Annotated in this window: 13 protein-coding genes; 8 read left to right on the forward strand and 5 right to left on the reverse strand. The window is 65.0% G+C overall.

The annotated features are described in order from the left end of the window. Positions 1-12 precede the first annotated feature (12 nt). Positions 13-939 carry a 2-hydroxyacid dehydrogenase gene (locus GGQ93_RS00240; RefSeq protein ID WP_183214759.1) on the forward strand — a complete coding sequence of 309 codons (927 nt, stop codon included), beginning with the start codon at positions 13-15 and terminating at the stop codon, positions 937-939. On the opposite strand, the gene GGQ93_RS00245 is transcribed toward GGQ93_RS00240, so the two are convergent. Further along, on the reverse strand, positions 940-1,344 hold the full coding sequence (locus GGQ93_RS00245) for an EF-hand domain-containing protein (RefSeq protein ID WP_183214760.1): 405 nt from the start codon (positions 1,342-1,344) through the stop codon (positions 940-942). Positions 1,345-1,461: 117 nt separating this feature from the next. On the opposite strand from GGQ93_RS00245, the gene GGQ93_RS00250 reads away from it, so the two are divergent. From GGQ93_RS00250 to metH, 4 genes are all read left to right on the forward strand, one after another. Next, entirely contained in the window at positions 1,462-2,436 is a 975-nt protein-coding gene (locus tag GGQ93_RS00250) for an ArsR/SmtB family transcription factor (RefSeq protein WP_183214761.1), read from the forward strand. After that, positions 2,433-3,389: a methylenetetrahydrofolate reductase [NAD(P)H] gene (metF, locus tag GGQ93_RS00255; protein ID WP_183214762.1), complete on the forward strand. Its 957-nt coding sequence runs from the start codon at positions 2,433-2,435 to the stop codon at positions 3,387-3,389. The genes GGQ93_RS00250 and metF overlap by 4 nt, the downstream gene beginning before the upstream one ends. After that, the gene (locus GGQ93_RS00260) at positions 3,389-4,483 is read left to right on the forward strand and encodes a homocysteine S-methyltransferase family protein (protein ID WP_183214763.1); all 1,095 of its coding nucleotides are present in this window, start codon (positions 3,389-3,391) and stop codon (positions 4,481-4,483) included. Before metF ends, GGQ93_RS00260 begins: the two co-directional genes overlap by 1 nt. A 169-nt stretch (positions 4,484-4,652) precedes the next feature. Next, entirely contained in the window at positions 4,653-7,319 is a 2,667-nt protein-coding gene (gene metH, locus GGQ93_RS00265; RefSeq protein WP_183214764.1) for a methionine synthase, read from the forward strand. Positions 7,320-7,362: 43 nt separating this feature from the next. Here the strand turns inward: metH and GGQ93_RS00270 are convergent, their stop codons facing one another. Together GGQ93_RS00270 and GGQ93_RS00275 are read right to left on the reverse strand one after the other, a co-directional pair. Further along, complete coding sequence (locus GGQ93_RS00270; RefSeq protein ID WP_152950629.1) at positions 7,363-7,938, reverse strand: hypothetical protein; 576 nt, start codon at positions 7,936-7,938, stop codon at positions 7,363-7,365. A 196-nt stretch (positions 7,939-8,134) separates the two neighbouring features. Next, a complete protein-coding gene (locus tag GGQ93_RS00275; RefSeq protein ID WP_182713536.1) occupies positions 8,135-11,395 on the reverse strand; it encodes a TonB-dependent receptor in 3,261 nt (1,086 codons plus the stop codon). A 500-nt stretch (positions 11,396-11,895) separates the two neighbouring features. Between GGQ93_RS00275 and GGQ93_RS00280 the strand changes: the two genes are divergently transcribed. Beyond that, on the forward strand, positions 11,896-12,798 hold the full coding sequence (locus tag GGQ93_RS00280; protein WP_183214765.1) for an MBL fold metallo-hydrolase: 903 nt from the start codon (positions 11,896-11,898) through the stop codon (positions 12,796-12,798). A 125-nt stretch (positions 12,799-12,923) separates the two neighbouring features. Here GGQ93_RS00280 and GGQ93_RS00285 read toward each other — a convergent pair whose 3' ends face one another. After that, the gene (locus GGQ93_RS00285; protein ID WP_152950631.1) at positions 12,924-13,610 is read right to left on the reverse strand and encodes a DUF1499 domain-containing protein; all 687 of its coding nucleotides are present in this window, start codon (positions 13,608-13,610) and stop codon (positions 12,924-12,926) included. Between the two features lie 15 nt (positions 13,611-13,625). Then, positions 13,626-15,260 (reverse strand): long-chain-fatty-acid--CoA ligase, encoded by a 1,635-nt coding sequence (locus tag GGQ93_RS00290; RefSeq protein WP_183214766.1) that lies wholly within the window; start codon positions 15,258-15,260, stop codon positions 13,626-13,628. Positions 15,261-15,428: 168 nt separating this feature from the next. On the opposite strand from GGQ93_RS00290, the gene udk reads away from it, so the two are divergent. Continuing rightward, on the forward strand, positions 15,429-16,076 hold the full coding sequence (udk, locus tag GGQ93_RS00295; protein ID WP_054766158.1) for a uridine kinase: 648 nt from the start codon (positions 15,429-15,431) through the stop codon (positions 16,074-16,076). An 84-nt stretch (positions 16,077-16,160) separates the two neighbouring features. Further along, complete coding sequence (locus GGQ93_RS00300) at positions 16,161-17,093, forward strand: NAD(P)H-dependent flavin oxidoreductase (protein ID WP_183214767.1); 933 nt, start codon at positions 16,161-16,163, stop codon at positions 17,091-17,093. The last annotated feature ends 32 nt before the right edge of the window (positions 17,094-17,125 follow it).

The raw sequence follows: 17,125 nt of genomic DNA on the forward strand, positions 1-17,125 counted from the left end.
AGGAGCCGCTGCATGACCCAACGCCCCGCCGTTCTCATCATGCAGCGGCATCTCGCCCCGCTCTCGCCGATCCTACAGAGCGCCTATGACGTCTACCGCTTCTGGGAAGGCCCGCCCATTGAGGCCGCCCATGACATCCGCGCCCTGATCGTCGCCGGCGAGGCGCCGCTGGACAAGGGGCTGATCGAACGCCTCCCCGCCCTCGATCTGATCGCCTGTTTCACCTCGGGCTATGACGGGATCGACATCGACTGGTGCCGGCAACGCGGCCTGCCCGTCACCCATGCGCCGGGCGTCAACCACGAAGACGTGGCCGACCACGCCCTGGGCCTGATCCTGGCCGCGCGTCGGCAGATCGTCGCGGGCGACCGCCAAGTCCGGTCGGGCGGCTGGACCGCCGAGACCCGCAGCATCACCCCCTCGCTCGGCGGCCAGAAACTGGGCGTCGTCGGCCTGGGCGCCATAGGCGCGGCGGTAGCCCGGCGCGCCGAGACGTTCCGCATGGATGTGAGCTGGTGGGGCCCTCGCCCCAAGGCTGCCGAATGGCCCCGGGCTGACAGCCTGTCGGCCCTGGCCGAGGCCAGCGACATCCTCGTCGTCGCCTGCAAGGCCGATGAAACCAATCGCGGCCTGATCTCACGCGAGGTGCTTCAGGCCTTGGGGCCGGACGGCCTGCTGGTCAATGTCGCGCGCGGCCAGCTGATCGACGAGGACGCCCTGATCGACATGCTGAAATCCGGCGCCCTGGGCCAGGCGGCCCTGGACGTCTTCATGGAGGAGCCGACCGAGCCTTCACGCTGGGCCGATGTTCCGAACCTCGTCCTGACGCCCCACACCGCCGGCGCGACGACCGCCGGGGTGCAGGGCATGCTGATGCTGCTGATGCAGAATCTTCAGGCGCATTTCGCGGACCAGCCGCTGAAGACGCCGGTCGAGTGATCAGTTCGGGCGTTGCGGACGCTGCGGACGTTCATCGGCCGTGACGACGCCGTCGCCGTTCTTGTCCATGGTCTTGAACATGGCTTCGGCGCCGGCCTCCATCTCGGCCTTGGTGATGAGTCCGTTCCCATCCGCATCGGCGCGGCTCAGCATCCGACCGCCCGGCGAGGCGGCCAGCTCCGAGGCGTTGACCGCGCCGTCATGGTTGGCGTCGATACGGTCGAACATCGCGCCCATCCTCGCCTTCATGTCAGCGAGGGTCTCGCGCTCCGGCGGACGCATCCCGCCCATCCGCGGCGGACCGGACATCTGCCCCCCGCCCATCGGCGGCTCCGGAAAATCGCTCTGCGCCAGGGCCGGTCCGGCGATGAGGAGGGCGAAGGTTGAGATCAGAAGGCTGCGCATGGAACCACTCCAAAGGGATTGCATGTCCTTCAACGGCGAACGGAAGCCTTCCCGTCGCGGCCTTTGCGACAAGGTTTCTGCTTGCCAAATCATATAAAGATATCTTTATATGATCATATGAGCCTGAACGCCGATCAGACTGTCGAAGCGCTTCGCGCCGCCGGCGAACCCACCCGCCTGCGCATCCTGTCTCTGCTGGCCAGTGAAGAGCTGTCGGTCATGGAGATGTCGCGCATTCTGGACCAGAGCCAGCCCCGCGTCTCCCGTCACCTGAAGCTGATGACCGATTCCGGGCTGATCGAGCGGTTTCCCGACGGCGCCCGTGTCTATTACCGCCTGTCGCACGATCCCCATGCGCGGCGGCTGATCGACACCGTTCTGGACATCCTGGCCGACGACGCCGGAGAGGCCGACCATCGGCGACTGAGCGAGGTGCAGAAGGACCGACAGCAGGCGGCCGAAAGCTATTTCGAACAGATAGCGCCGCAATGGGACCGGCTGCGCTCCCTCTATGTCAGCGAAAGCGCCGTGGAGGCCGCGCTGGAAAGGGCGGTGGGGCCGGGTCCCTTCAAGCGTGTCGTCGATCTGGGCACCGGCTCGGGACGGATGCTGACCCTGTTCGGCAAGAAGGCCAAGATGTCAGTGGGTCTGGATCTTAGCCAGAACATGCTCAACATCGCCCGCGCCAACGTCTCCAAGGCCGGACTGAGCAAGGTCGAACTGCGTCACGGCGACATCTTCGCCACCCGCCTGCCCGCCGGCAGCGCCGATCTGGTGATCGTGCATCAGGTCCTACACTATCTCGCCGACCCGTCCGCCGCCGTGGCTGAGGCGGCGCGTCTGGTCTGCCCGGGCGGGCGGCTGGTCATCGTGGATTTCGCACCCCACGACTTCGAACATATGCGTGAGGCGCATCAGCACCGCCGCTTGGGCTTCGCCGACGCCGAAATCACCGACTGGCTGGTCGAGAACGGCCTGGCTCCCTCTGCGCCCATCGCCCTGCCCCCCGATAACGAAGGGCTGACCGTGACGATCTGGACGGCGGAGCGCAGGGCGGCGCCGGCCGCCGCCCAAGGCAGAAAGAGCGCATGATGACCGGTTCCTCCACCAATCTGGCGGAAGCGCGCGCCCTGCTGCTCTCGCCCCTTGGTCCCGTCGCGCGCGCTGGGTCGAACCGCGAAACGGTTCGGGTCTCCTTCGAGTTCTTTCCGCCCAAGACTGACGAGGCCGAGGTCAATCTGTGGAAGGCGATCCGCCGGCTTGAGCCGCTGAACCCCGCCTTCGTCTCTGTCACCTATGGAGCGGGTGGTTCGACGCGTGAACGCACCCACCGGACCGTGCAAAGGATCATCGCCGAGACGGCTTTACGTCCCGCCGCGCACCTGACCTGCGTCGACGCCAGTCGGGATGAGGTGGACGAGGTGATCGCCAGCTATAAGGCCGTCGGCGTCGATCACATCGTCGCCCTGCGTGGCGATCCGCCCGGCGGCGGCGGCATCGGCGGCGTCTATCAGCCGCGCGCCGACGGCTACGCCAACGCCACCGAATTGACCGCCGCCATCAGCCGGATCGGCGGCTTCGACGTCACGGTCGGCGCCTATCCCGAGAAACATCCCGAGAGCCCCTCCATCGATCACGACATCGAGGTGCTCAAGGCCAAGGTGGACGCCGGCGCGACCCGGGCCATCAGCCAGTTCTTCTTCGATATCGACGCCTTCCTGCGTTTCCGCGACCGGGTGCGGGCGGCGGGCGTGACCATTCCCCTGATCCCCGGCGTCATGCCCGTCTCCAACTTCGCCGGCCTCCAGCGCATGTCCGGCGCCTGCGGGACGAGCATCCCCGACTGGCTCCAAGCGCATTTCGACGGGCTTGACGACGACCCGGAGACCCGCAAACTGCTGGCCGCCTCCGTCGCCGCCGAGACCTGTGCGCGTCTGCACGAGGAAGGCTTCTCCGACTTCCACTTCTACACCCTGAACCGCGCCGATCTGGTCTATGCGATCTGCCGCGTGCTGGGCGTGCGTGAAACAATGGCTGTGGCGTAATGACCTCTCCCCTCACCCGCGCCGAACGGATAGCCGCCCTGCATGCGGCGGCCAAGGAACGCATCCTGGTCCTCGACGGCAGCTGGGGCGTGATGATCCAGCGTCGGGGCCTGTCGGAAGCCGACTTCCGCGCCGACCGTTTCGTCGCCGCCAACGGCTATGACGAGACGCACCAGATGAAGGGGAACAACGACATCCTCTGCATCACCCGCCCCGACATCATCTCGGACCTGCACGACCAGTATTACGCCGCCGGCGCCGACATATCCGAGACCAACACCTTCTCCGGCACCACCATCGCCCAGGAGGACTACGCCCTGGACGCCCAGGCGGTGTGGGACATCAATCTGGAAGGCGCCAAACTGGCCCGCGCCGCCGCCGACCGCTGGACGGAGAAGGAGCCGCACAAGCCGCGCTTCGCCGCCGGCTCCATCGGCCCGCTGAACAAGATGCTGTCCATGTCGTCCGACGTGAACGACCCCGGCGCCCGCAGCGTGACCTTCGATCAGGTCTATGAGGCCTATCGCCATCAGGTGAAGGCGCTGAACGAGGGCGGCGTCGACCTCTATCTGATCGAGACCATCACCGACACGCTGAACTGCAAGGCCGCGATCAAGGCGATCAAGGATTTGGAAGACGATGGGCTAGACGCCCTGCCCATCTGGATTTCGGGCACCATCACCGACCGGTCGGGCCGCACCCTGTCGGGCCAGACGGCCGAGGCCTTCTGGAACAGCGTGCGCCACGCCAAGCCCTTCGCCGTGGGCTTCAACTGCGCCCTGGGCGCCGACCTGATGCGGCCCTTCATCGCCGAACTGAGCCGCGTCGCCGACACCCTGGTCGCGGCCTATCCCAACGCCGGCCTGCCCAACGCCATGGGCCAGTACGACGAGGAGCCGCACGAGACCGCCCACTTTATCGAGGAATGGGCGGCGTCGGGTCTGGTCAACATCGTCGGCGGCTGCTGCGGCACCACGCCGGACCACATCAGGCACGTCGCCGAAGAAGTCGCGCCGCTGAAGCCGCGCGCGATCCCGGAGCGGCCGGTGGCCTTGCGGCTCTCGGGGCTGGAACCGTTCGAGATGGTGGCGTGATGGCGACGCCTTCTTTCCTTCTCCCATTGGGAGAAGGTGGCCCGCAGGGCCGGATGAGGGTTCGCCGGTGGGCCAACTCGCACCGCCTATCCCTCGCCCTTTCGCGCCAGAACGACGGCTTCGCCGCCGTGCGCTCAAGCCCTCTCCCAATGGGAGAGGGAGGACAGTCATGAGACCCACCTTCATCAACGTCGGCGAACGAACCAACGTCACCGGCTCGGCCAAATTCCGCAAGCTGATCGTCGAGGGCGACTACTCGGCCGCGCTCGACGTCGCCCGTCAGCAGGTCGAGGCCGGGGCCCAGATCATCGACATCAATATGGACGAGGGCCTGCTGGACGGCGCCGTCGCCATGCGGACCTTCCTCAATCTGATCGCGGCCGAGCCCGACATCGCCCGCGTGCCGGTGATGATCGACAGCTCCAAATGGGAGGTGATCGAGGCGGGCCTGAAGTGCGTCCAGGGCAAGCCCATCGTCAACTCGATCAGCATGAAGGAGGGCGAGGCCGCCTTCCGCGAACAGGCCGTGAAATGCCTGAGATACGGCGCCGCCGTCGTGGTCATGGCCTTCGACGAGGTGGGACAGGCCGACACCGCCGCCCGCAAGATCGAGATCTGCACCCGCGCCTATAACATCCTGGTCAACGAGGTCGGCTTCCCGCCCGAGGACATCATCTTCGATCCCAACATCTTCGCGGTAGCGACGGGGATCGAGGAGCACGACAACTACGCCGTCGACTTCATCGAGGCGGTCAAGGTCATCAAATCCACCCTGCCCTACGCCCGCATTTCGGGCGGCGTCTCGAACGTCTCGTTCAGCTTCCGCGGCAATGAGCCGGTGCGCCGGGCCATCCATAGCGTCTTTCTGTACCACGCCATCAACGCCGGCATGGACATGGGCATCGTCAACGCCGGCGACCTGCCGGTCTATGACGACATCGACCCCGAGCTGCGCGAGGCGGTCGAGGACGTCATTCTGAACCGGCCGCAGCGGACCAATGTCTCGAACACCGAGCGACTGGTCGACATGGCGCCCCGCTACAAGGGCGAAAAGGGTCAGGCCCGCGTCGTCGATCTCAGTTGGCGCGAACAGCCGGTCGGCAAGCGGATCGAGCACGCCCTGGTCCACGGCATCACCGAGTTCATCGAGGCCGACACCGAGGAGGCGCGTCTCGCCGCCGAACGGCCGCTGCACGTCATCGAAGGTCCGCTGATGGACGGGATGAATGTGGTCGGGGACCTGTTCGGCTCGGGCAAGATGTTCCTGCCCCAGGTGGTCAAATCCGCCCGGGTGATGAAACAGGCCGTGGCCTGGCTCGAGCCCTATATGGAAGCTGAAAAGGCCGGCAAGCCGCGCGAACAGGCCGGCCGCATCCTGATGGCCACGGTCAAGGGCGACGTCCACGACATCGGCAAGAACATCGTCGGCGTCGTGCTCCAGTGCAATAATTACGAGGTCATCGACCTGGGCGTCATGGTCCCGGCCGACCGGATCCTGGACGAGGCCAAGGCCCATAACGTCGACATCATCGGCCTGTCCGGCCTGATCACCCCGTCGCTGGACGAGATGGTCTTCGTCGCCGCTGAGATGGAGCGGCGCGGTTTCGATATTCCTCTGCTGATCGGCGGCGCCACCACCAGCCGCACCCATACGGCGGTCAAGATCGAGCCGGCCTATCGCCGGGGCTCGACAACCTATGTCGTCGACGCCTCGCGCGCCGTCAGCGTGGTCTCAGGCCTGCTGTCGCCCACCGAAAGGGCCAGGAACGAAGCCGCCACCCGCGACGAATACATCCGCATTCGGGAACAGTACGCCCGGGGCCAGGAGGTCAAGGCCCGCGCCAGCCTGGATCAGGCGCGCGAGAACCGCTTCAAGCTCGACCCCGATCAGCCCCGCCCCGGCAAGCCCGGCTTCATCGGCGTACGAGCCTTCGAGTCCTGGGATCTTCAGGACCTCGCCGACCACATCGACTGGACCCCATTCTTCGCCAGTTGGGAGCTGATCGGCCGCTATCCGCTGATCCTTGACGACGAGATCGTCGGCCAGGCCGCCCGGGATCTGTTCGCCGACGCGCAAGCCATGCTGAAGCGAATCATCGACGAGAAGTGGTTTACCGCCAAGGGCGTGGTCGGCTTCTGGCCCGCCCGCGCCGCCGGCGACGACATCATCGTCTTCGCCGACGAGACGCGCGACGCCGAGATCGCCCGCTTCCACACGCTGCGTCAGCAGATCAAGAAGTCGAACGGCAAACCGAACCTGGCTCTGTCCGACTTCATCGCCGACGACGACCAGGACTATATCGGCGCCTTCGCCGTCACCGCCGGCCACGGCGAGCTGGAGATCGCCAAACGCTTCAAGGACGCGGGCGACGACTATTCCGCCATCCTCGCCACCGCCCTGGCCGACCGCATGGCCGAGGCCTTCGCCGAACGGCTGCACAAGGAAGTCCGCACCCAGCTGTGGGGTTACGCTGCCGACGAGGCGACCAGCGTCGACGATCTGATCGCCGAACAATACCAGGGCATCCGCCCGGCGCCCGGTTACCCGGCCCAGCCCGACCATACGGAAAAGGCCACCCTGTTCCGCCTGCTTCAGGCCGAGCAAAACGCCGGAATGGCCCTGACGGAGAGCTTCGCCATGAGGCCCCCCGCCTCGGTCTCGGGCCTCTATTTCGGCCATCCCGGCAGCCACTATTTTGGCGTCGGCAAGATCGACCTGGACCAGGTCGAGGACTACGCCCGTCGCAAGGGCTGGGACGTGGCCACCTGCGAACGCTGGCTGGCCCCCATCCTCAACTACGATCCCTACGCCGCCAAACGGGAAACGGCGGCCTGAGCCGGACCCAAGCCGCCGTCGCTGATCTTCGAGATCCCGCTGCTTAGTTTGCGGGCGCCGGCGCCTCAAGCCCCACTTCGGCCGGAGTCGCCGGCGGAGTGGTGATGTTGTTCCGGATGCGCCGCGCCGCATGTTCGCACCGGCCCGGCAGGCCGTAGAATAGGCCGAACGACTGGCTCCGCGCCGCCTCGTCCTCGCTCGCCAGAAGCGGCGCCCACTGGGCCTTGGCCGCAGCCGCCGCCTGTTGCGCAGCCGCCTTGGTCGCCGCCGTCTGCCTCGGCTCCGCCGCCGCCAGGGCGCTGCGGAAATCCTGGGCCTCCAGACGCCCCAGCCGCACCAGCTCCGTATCCTCCGGCGAGCGGTTGGTCAGGCTGTCGCCCAGATCCGCGTGCCCCGTCACCAGGGCGTCGCACCAAGCCACCAGCGGATAATCCTGTGTCGGCGCCCCGCGCGGCAGCGTGTGCGAATAGGCGATCGCCTCACGGACCTTCAGGGCCTCCGCCGTCTCGGCGGTGCGATTGCCCGTGACGATCGGCCCGTCCTGGGACTGGGCGAAGGCGGCGGCGGCGGCGGAAAGCGAAAGGGTCGCGGCGAGCGCGGCGGCGGAAAACTTCAGCATTGCAATCCTAGACGAGAGGGCGCCCCAGCGCCCAGCCAAGCTGTAACGCTCCACCGCCAAGATGGCGCCAGTGCGGCGGCATCAATTTGAGGATAAAAACTGCCGAGTTTTATTGCTCAAAAGATCGGATCTCGTTTTCAAAACAAAAAAGGAGCGGGCCGCAGGCCCGCTCCTCTCTCGTCGCCGCTACGGTCTTTTAGAACTTGACCGAAGCGCTGAGACGCACATAGCGCGGCGTCTGATAGGCGGTGACCTTGCCGAAGTTCGGGTTTACCTGACCGGGGCCCGGATAGGCGCCGATGTCGATTTCACCGAATTCGTTGAAGTCGAGTTCAGCCTGCTGGTTGAAGATGTTGAACACATCCGCGCGCAGCGTGACGCCGTCGCCCGGAATGCCCCAACGATCACGAAGGGTATAGGCGAAGGTCAAATCCACGACCTTGAGCCAATCGCTCTTGAACACGGAGCCCCGAGGCGTGGCCTCTGACGTTCCGTCGCCGTCCAAGTCGCAGTACCACGACGCGGCGCCGTAGAAGGCGGCGAACAGGTCGTCGTCGGTGTTCGGGTCGGTTTCCGGGTGAACCCCCTGACAGCCAAACTGACGCGGCGACTCGATCAGGATGTTGGCGCCGATATTGAAGTTCGGCGTCACCTGCCAGTTGCCATACGCCTTGAAGGCATGTTCGCGGTGGTTCGGCAGCTTGCCAAACGCGCCGTCCGCCAGGCCAGGCACGTCGTAGTCTTGAGTAAGACCAGGGTCAGCCTGTCCGTTGTCGGACTTCAGAGCGCCTTCATAATTGCCTTCCAGATCAGACCAGACGTAGCTGACCCGGCCGCCCCACACGCCATCGAAAGCGCGTTCCAGCGAGAACTCGACGGCCTTGTATTCCCGGACAGGTTTCGGGAAACGCAGGTCATCCGCCGCCAGATCGACGACACGATCCTGAGTGATCAAGCCGCCCGAAGCTGCGGCCAAGTCGGAGCCCGCCAGGGTGACAGTGACGTCTTCGCCGGGGTTGGCCAGAACGTACTGGTGGAAGCCCGACCAGACGCCGGCGCAGCTCGCCGCCGAGAGACCGCCGCCAGCTTGTTCGCAGTACTGCTGCAGAGCCGAGTCGATGGCGATGTCGTCAATGGCACGACCCAGATCGCGGTAAGTCGCAGTCACGCCAGCCGTATAACCGCCGAACCGTTGCGAATAGCCGATGATGAACTCATCAACGTACATCGGATCAAGGTTCGAAGCGACCTGAGTTGCGATCGGCTTGGTCGTGCCGTCAGCGAGGGTGACTTCCGAGAACAGGCTGCCCAAGATGGGTTGTTCATTGTCGTCACGAATGCCGTCTTGGTTGGCGTCGATGGCGAGATTACCGTTCAACACATTCAGATTGTACGTATCGCGGAAGTACAGCTCCCGACCGGCCAAGCGCTGGTTCGTGTTGACGGCGACGGGCAGATAGTAGCGCCCGTAGAAGCCGAACAGCTTAGCCTGACGATCGCCGAAAACGTCGAATGTGGCGCCGAGCCGCGGAGCGATCTGATTTTTGATGTCGACGAAGGTTTCGCCGTTGATATTGGCGTTCTCGAAGCTTTCGCCGCGGACGCCGAGATTCAGAGTAAGCCGGTCGGTGACTTCCCAGCTGTCCTGCACGTACCAGGCGTTTTGCGTCGAAGTCCACGAGCCAGAATTATCGTAGACTTCAACCCGCACGCGGCGCGGCGAACCGATGAGATCAGGCCGTCCAGCGGGAGCGTTCGCAGCGGTGAAGGGCGTCTGGTAGCGGTAAGCCACGCCGCCGGTCCGCTCGCCAGAGCAGACAAGGGCGTCTTCGTTCGTCGCGGTGTTGATCGGCGAGGACCGGCAGATGTTGAAGCCCGAGCCCGAGCGAGACAGCGTTTGGCTGGCTTCCAGATCTTCATTGTCGATACCAGCCCGGAAGTGGTGCTGACCAAACAGCGACACATAGGCATCGACGTCGAAGCGCAGCATTTCGCGCCGGTCGTCATTGGTGCCCGGCGAGCCGATCAACCAATTGCCACGCTGGGCCGTCAGCGTGTTCTCAACGTCCAGAATACCATCGCCGTTGTAGTCGAAGCCGGTAATATCGATGATCACCGGGTTGCCGTCTTCAGGCGAAGAACTGACGGTACGGTTTTCCGTCACGCCGTAAGACAGCGAAGTGGTCAGCCAGTCGGTCCAAACACCAGTGTAGCGGAAGACGTAATTATCGCCGCCGCTCTCGAAGTTGTAAACGCCATCCGACCTCGAACCCGCGTTGTTTGCGAAGAAGGTCGTCTGTTCGGTTTCCTGCTCAACGTGGTCGGTGAAATAGGTGCCTTCCAGGCGGTGACCATCCGCTATGATGAAGTCGACCTTTCCGCCGTAAACCGGCGTGTCGTCCTTCGTCCGGAAACCAAGGCCGCTGGTGTTCTGGTCGTACGCTTCGCGGTTGCGCACATTGTACAGACCATAGGCAAAGAGACGGTCGCTGATGATGGGACCGCCCGCCTCAAGGATAACATCCCAAGACTCGCGATAATCGTTTTCGTTCAGCGCGAGATATGTATTGGGCTGATACTCGCGCAGGCTTTCCGGTTCCCAGTACGACGTCAACCCGAACTTCCATTCGTTGCCGCCAGATTTGGTCGTAGCATTGATGACCCCGCCGGTGCCCCGGCCGAATTCCGCAGAATAACCACCCGTCTTGACGTCGAACGTTTCGTAGAACTCGAAGGGCACACTGGCGCCGCCCAAGAAGCTCACGAAGTCCGTGGTGTTCAGGCCGTTGACGAAGAAAGTGTTCTCCCCCGCCGAAGAGCCGGAAATCGCCGGGATGCCGCCAAATGCGGCATCACCGGCCGTCACGCCGGGCGCGAGAAGCGCCAATGCCGTTCCGGACCGAGCGATCGGCGTATTGGCCGTCAGTTGTTCGACGTTGACGCTCAGACCCGTCGTCGTGGCGTCAAATTCGGACACAGCTCGGCGCGTACCTACGACGACGATGTCACCGACCGTCGTGGCGTTTTCCCGACCAATGGTGAAGGTGAAGGACGACGTGCCGCCGACCGAAACGTCCACATTGTCAGAAAACGCATTATAGCCCGGGGCCGAGATGGCGATCGTATAATTGCCTTGCGGCAGCGCGACCGCGCGAAAAGCGCCAGAGGCGTCCGTGGTAAACGTGCGGCTGAAGCCCTGATCCGTCGATGTCACCGTGACGGTCGCGCCCGCGACAGCGGCGCCAGAGGTATCCCTAACATTGGCCGCGATGGCGCCCTGCGTGGCGGAAGCCTGCGCAAGAGCGTTCGTGGGCGCAACCAAAACGGTGGCGGCCGGGACGATGGCGGCCGCGAACATCGCCACGCCTCCAATCATCGTGCCCGTCAGCAGACGCTCTCGAATTGTTTGGGTTTTCAAATCAAGTCCTCCAAAACGCAACTCGCGGCGACGGCTCACGAGTTGCTCGATATGCCGCGCCCCCATGCGCGCGGATCGAAGGAGACCTTAGTCAGTGAACCCATCGAAGCTACGACTATTACGCCTCCGTAACCTATTAGTCGTGAGATTGTCTCAATAAGGCCACACCATGACCGTGAGCGCCACTAAGAAGCCATTTTGCACCTCTTAGCGTTCTTTGGGCATGGATTATCCTCTCATCCCAAAATTGCAGAACAATAATGGCTTCCAAATGAGCTAAGTGCAAAACTCCACGACGTTGAGATGGCACCTCTGGGTGTACGCTACCGCTCCACCGCCACCCTCGACGCATAAGGCGCCGGCTCGGGCGTGCACGACGCTGTGACGAGTTGCGCCGCCATGAGACACAGCAGCGCCGCCGCGATAGGCTGGAGCCGATTTGAGACAGCGAAGGCGATCGAACGAGCCATGATGGGCGCTCCGGCGAAGGTTACCGAGGAGTTAAGGCAAGGGTCGCGCCAGAGGACGGGGGCGGCGGCGTGATTCCCTTCGTTCGCGATTTCGACTTCGCCTATGGGCGGCGCGATCAGGTCTCGCCGCTGATTCAGCGGGTGATCGCCGACAATCCGGGCCCCTTCACCTTTACGGGGACGGGGACCTATATTGTCGGGCGGGCGGAGCCGGAGGCGCAGGTGGCGGTGATCGACCCCGGCCCTGTGGACGAGGCGCATCTCGCCGCCCTGCTGACGGCGGTGGCGGGACGTGTAGTGAGCCACGTCCTCGTCACCCACACCCACCGCGACCACGCCCCCCTCGCCCGCCCCTTCGCCGATCGTACGGGGGCGACGATTCTCGCGGCGCGGCCCCCGCTGCGAGAAACCCACGCCTCGGGCGCGCTGGATGAGGATGAGGATGCGGACTTCGCCCCCGACAGGGTGCTGACGGGCGGCGAACGGATCGAGGGCGACGGCTGGACGCTGGAGGCCCTGTTCACGCCCGGCCACGCCTCAAACCATATGGCGTTCGCTCTACGGGAGGAGAACGCCCTGTTCAGCGGCGACCACGTCATGAGCTGGTCCACCACGGTGGTGGCGCCGCCGGATGGAAACATGCGCGACTATATGGCCAGCCTGGACGCCGTGATCGCGCGGAACTACATCACCCTCTGGCCCACACACGGCGCCCCGGTGACGAACCCTGGGCCCTTTCTGTCAGCCTATCGCGCCCACAGGCTGGAGCGCGAGGCCCAGGTGGCGGCGCGGTTGAGGGCGGGCGACCGAACGGCGGCGGAGATGACGCCGATTCTCTACGCCGCCGTGGATCAGCGGCTGTGGCCGGCCGCCGCCCTGTCGGTCCTGGCCCATCTGATCAAACTGGTCGAAGACGGGACGGCGACCGTTTCGGGCCCGCCCAGCGTGACGACGGAGTTTCGTCCGGCCTAGAGCCTGATCCGTTGAGGAGGAACCGCGGTTCGCTGAAACGGTGAATCAAGCCCCAGATCAAAGCGAGAGCATGATTCACGCTTCTGTTGGAACCGCTGCGCGGTTCCGTCCGAAACGATCATGCTCTAGCGGACTTCCTCCTCCAGGGCCGCGACGATCTTGCCCATCAGACGGCAGGTCGCGCCGCCGTCGGGGCGCGGATCGCGCGCTGCAACTCGAATGTCGGTCCGTCCGGGCCGGATGCGGATCACCGCGTCATAGGCGAAGCCGAACCAGGCGCCCTCATGCACCCCCTCGACCTCGAAGGTCGCGGCGCGAACCACTGGAAAACCAGCGTCCACCAGGGCCGATACCGCCTGCTGCGCCAAGATCTGCGAGGGAATGGAGCGGGCGGCGGGACAGGCCTGCATCCCCTGAACGTCATTCGCGCGAGGATGAAGGGCGGCCAAACGGCTGAAGGCCGGCGGTTCTTCCACACTGGTGCTGACGTCGCGCGGCGTCGGCTGGGCCAGACGCGCCCCTTGATAGAGGAAGACGCCCAGCACGCTTCCCGCCAACACCAGGGCCGTCGCGGCATAGGCCCCACGTCGGCCGAGGTCGCGCAGAGCCAGGACCGAGACGACCAAGGCCGCACCGAGGCCGACCCAGGCCAGACCCCGCCCCACCGTCCAGGTCAGCAGATCATAGGTGACCGCCCGATCGACCCCGCCGAACAGGGTGGCGGCCATGGCCCCCACCGCCAAGACCGGAGCCGCCGCCGTCACGGCGGTCAGGACAGGGATCAAGGCGGGGACGGGCTTGGTCGATCGCATCGGCGTTCCGGCAGGTCAGGCGGGCTGAACGTCGGGCAGACGATAGTCCTTCATCCGCTCGCGCAGAAGCTTCTTGTCGATCTTGCCTGTGGCGCCCAGGGGAATCTCGTCCAGCGCCACCACGTCGTCGGGCATCCACCATTTGGCGATCTTGCCTTTCAGGAAGTCGAGATGCTCCTGCTTGTCCAGGATCTCTCCCGCCTTCAGCTTGACCAGCAGGACCGGGCGCTCGTCCCATTTGGCATGAGGGGCGCCGATCACCGCCGCCAGTTCGACCTTGGGATGGCCGACGGCGATGTTCTCGATCTCAATGGAGCTGATCCACTCCCCACCCGACTTGATCACGTCCTTTGACCGGTCGGTGATCTGCATGAAGCCCAGCTCGTCGACGGTCGCGACGTCGCCCGTATCGAAGAAGCCGTCTGAGTCCAGAATCGAGCTCTCCTCACGGAAATAGGCGCGGGCGACCGTCGGCCCCTTGACCATCAAATGGCCGAAGGTGGCCCCGTCATGCGGCAGGCTCTGACCCGCGTCGTCCTTCAGCGCCAGTTCTATGCCCAGTGGGGGCGTACCCTGTTTGGTGCGGTATTTCAGCTGTTCCTCGAACGGCAGGGCCGCCGTCTCCGGCGTCATGTTCGACAGGGTGCCGATCGGCGAAGTCTCGGTCATGCCCCAGCCCTGGAGCACTTCGACGCCATAATCGTCGTGGAAGGCTCGGATCAGGCTTTCCGGCACGGCCGAACCGCCGATCAGCACGCGCTTGACCGTAGAAAGCTTCAATCCGTTCTGCCGCATATGGGCCAGAAGCCCCTGCCACACGGTGGGCACGGCGGCCGAGAAGGTGACGCCCTCGGTCTCGAGCAGCTCATACAGAGCCTCCCCGTCCATCCGGGCGCCCGGCATCACCAGCTTGCAGCCCGATGCGGGACCGACGAAGGCGATGCCCCAGGCGTTGGCGTGGAACATGGGCACCACCGGCAGTATGACGTCGCTGGTCTTGCCCCCAACCACCGAAGCTTGCAGGGCCATGAAGGTGTGCAGGAAGTTGGAGCGGTGCGAATACAGCACCCCTTTGGGATTCCCCGTGGTGCCGGAGGTGTAGCACAGGCCGCAGGCGGTGTTTTCCGGGAAGTCGCCCCACAAGACGTCGGGGGACTGTTCAGCCACGATCCTTTCATAGGATTCTGCGCGCGGCAGCCGGGTCTGCGGCATGTGGGCGTCGTCGGTCATGATGATGACCCGCTCGACCTTCGGGATGTGGGGCAGAATGGCTTCAAGCAGCGGCACGAAGGTCAGGTCGGTGAAGATGACCCGGTCCTCGGCGTGGTTGATGATATAGACGAGTTGCTCGGGAAACAGACGGGGGTTCAGGGTGTGGCACACCGCGCCTATGCCCATGACGCCGTACCAGGTCTCGATATGGCGGTCGGTGTTCCAGGCCAGGGTGGCGACGCGATCGCCGGGCTCGATATCCCAGGCTTTCAGGGCGTTGGACACCCGCTTGGCCCTGTCGTGAATCCGGCTATAGGTGGTGCGGACGATGGGGCCTTCGACGGAACGGGTGACCACTTCGCGGTCGCCGTGCCAGTTCTTGGCATGGTCGAGGATCTTATCGACCGTCAGAGGCCAATCCTGCATCAATCCCAGCATGTGCGTCTTCCTTGTCCCTTGATGCGTCTGCTCGCCCGCGACGCTTGATGAGACGCTATAGGGGTGATCAGCGATAAGCAATGCGAGCCCGGCGCGCCGTCGCGCGACCGATCGCCCCGTCGGACCGGCGCTTGGCGATGCGCCGGCCGGCGCCGTAGAAGGCCGTCCATGGCCATATTGATCGCAATCACGGGGGGCTCCGGCTCCGGTAAGAGCACGCTGGCGGAGGCGCTTGTGTCCAGCCTGCCCGACGGGGCGGCCGTGCTGGTGCGCGAAGACTCCTATTATAAGGACGCCGCCGCCCTGCCCGGCTTCGACCCCGCGACCTTCGACTTCGACGATGTAGCCGCGCGCGACCATGCGCTGATGATCACAGACCTGAAGGCGTTGAAGTCGGGTCGGGGCGTGACCGCGCCCGTCTATTCCTTCATCCATCATGGACGCGAGCCGGGCGGCGAACCGATCCCGCCAGCCGAGGTGGTGATCGTCGAAGGCACCCATGTGCTCTGTACGCCCGAGCTGACCGCCCTGTTTGACATCCGGGTCTTCGTCGACACCCCCGCCGACATCCGCTTCATCCGGCGCCTGCTGCGCGACCAGTCCGAGCGGGGTCGGTCGGCGGATTCGGTCGTGGCCCAGTATCTGGCGACCGTGCGGCCGGGCCATGAGCGGCTGACCGAGCCGTCGCGCACCCACGCCGACTTCATCGTCGCCGACGCCACCGCCGCCGTCCGGCTGGAAGATCCGCAGGCCGTGGTTCGTCTGGCCGCGCCCGTCCTGGCCCATCCCCTGCTGGCGCCTTTCCTGACAGACTGAAGGTTTCGGTCGGACTTCGGAACGGATTGCCTTACGCCACGACAGCCCGGTATGCGTCCTGAAACGAAACTGAAGGAGACGCCTGTGGCCATTCCCGCTTCGCTTCAAAAAGGCCTGACCCTGCCGGTCATCTCCTCCCCGATGTTCCTGGTCTCGGGGCCGGATCTGGTGGTCGAGGCCTGCAACGCCGGGATCATCGGAACCTTCCCGTCGCTGAACCAGCGCACCACCGAGGGCTATCGGGACTGGCTGCAGGAGATCAAGGGTCGCCTGTCCCCCGACGCCGCCGCCTTCGGCGTCAACCACATCGTCCACCCGACCAATCCCCGGCTGATGGCCGACATGATGGTGTCGGTCGAGGAGAAGGCGCCGCTGATCATCACCTCCCTCGGCGCGGTGCGCGACGTGGTGGATGCGGTTCACGGCTACGGCGGCGTGGTCTTCCACGACATCGCCAACATTCGTCACGCTCGAAAGGCGGCCGAGGCGGGCGTCGACGGCCTGATCCTGGTGGCCAACGGCGCGGGCGGCCACGCGGGGATCATCAATCCGTTCGCCCTGATCAACGAGGTTCGGTCCTTCTACGACGGGACCATCATCCTGGCCGGCGCCATCTCCACGGGCCAGGACGTGGCCGCCGCCCTGATGATGGGCGCCGACTTCGCCTATATGGGCACCCGCTTCATCAACACGACCGAGGCCCTGGCGCCCGAAGCCTACAAGCAGATGGTCATCGACAGCGGCGCGACCGACATCGTCCACACCCCTGCGGTCTCGGGCATCCCGGCCAACTTCATGACCAAGTCCCTGGTCGAAAACGGGATCGATCCCAAACACCTGCCCGAGCACAAGCTGGACATGGGCGACGAGGCCAAGGCCTGGAAGACGGTCTGGTCCGCCGGCCAGGGCGCCGGGGCCATCCACGACGTCGTTCCGACCGCCGAACTGGTCGCCCGCCTGCGACAAGAGTTCGCTCAGGCTACGGAACAGTTTTCAGCCCGCTTCCCGACAGGCTAAGGGGCTCTTTCGCGCGGTTCGCGCGTTGGAGC

It is taken from the genome of Brevundimonas aurantiaca (assembly GCF_014199955.1).
GTDB lineage: Bacteria > Pseudomonadota > Alphaproteobacteria > Caulobacterales > Caulobacteraceae > Brevundimonas > Brevundimonas aurantiaca.

What these genes read in the sequence shown, in the direction of transcription:
- GGQ93_RS00240 (WP_183214759.1), top strand. Translation starts at nt 13, where the DNA reads ATGACCCAACGCCCCGCCGTTCTCATCATGCAGCGGCATCTCGCCCCG.
- GGQ93_RS00245 (WP_183214760.1), bottom strand. Translation starts at nt 1,344, where the DNA reads ATGCGCAGCCTTCTGATCTCAACCTTCGCCCTCCTCATCGCCGGACCG.
- GGQ93_RS00250 (WP_183214761.1), top strand. Translation starts at nt 1,462, where the DNA reads ATGAGCCTGAACGCCGATCAGACTGTCGAAGCGCTTCGCGCCGCCGGC.
- metF (WP_183214762.1), top strand. Translation starts at nt 2,433, where the DNA reads ATGATGACCGGTTCCTCCACCAATCTGGCGGAAGCGCGCGCCCTGCTG.
- GGQ93_RS00260 (WP_183214763.1), top strand. Translation starts at nt 3,389, where the DNA reads ATGACCTCTCCCCTCACCCGCGCCGAACGGATAGCCGCCCTGCATGCG.
- metH (WP_183214764.1), top strand. Translation starts at nt 4,653, where the DNA reads ATGAGACCCACCTTCATCAACGTCGGCGAACGAACCAACGTCACCGGC.
- GGQ93_RS00270 (WP_152950629.1), bottom strand. Translation starts at nt 7,938, where the DNA reads ATGCTGAAGTTTTCCGCCGCCGCGCTCGCCGCGACCCTTTCGCTTTCC.
- GGQ93_RS00285 (WP_152950631.1), bottom strand. Translation starts at nt 13,610, where the DNA reads ATGCGATCGACCAAGCCCGTCCCCGCCTTGATCCCTGTCCTGACCGCC.
- GGQ93_RS00290 (WP_183214766.1), bottom strand. Translation starts at nt 15,260, where the DNA reads ATGCTGGGATTGATGCAGGATTGGCCTCTGACGGTCGATAAGATCCTC.
- udk (WP_054766158.1), top strand. Translation starts at nt 15,429, where the DNA reads ATGGCCATATTGATCGCAATCACGGGGGGCTCCGGCTCCGGTAAGAGC.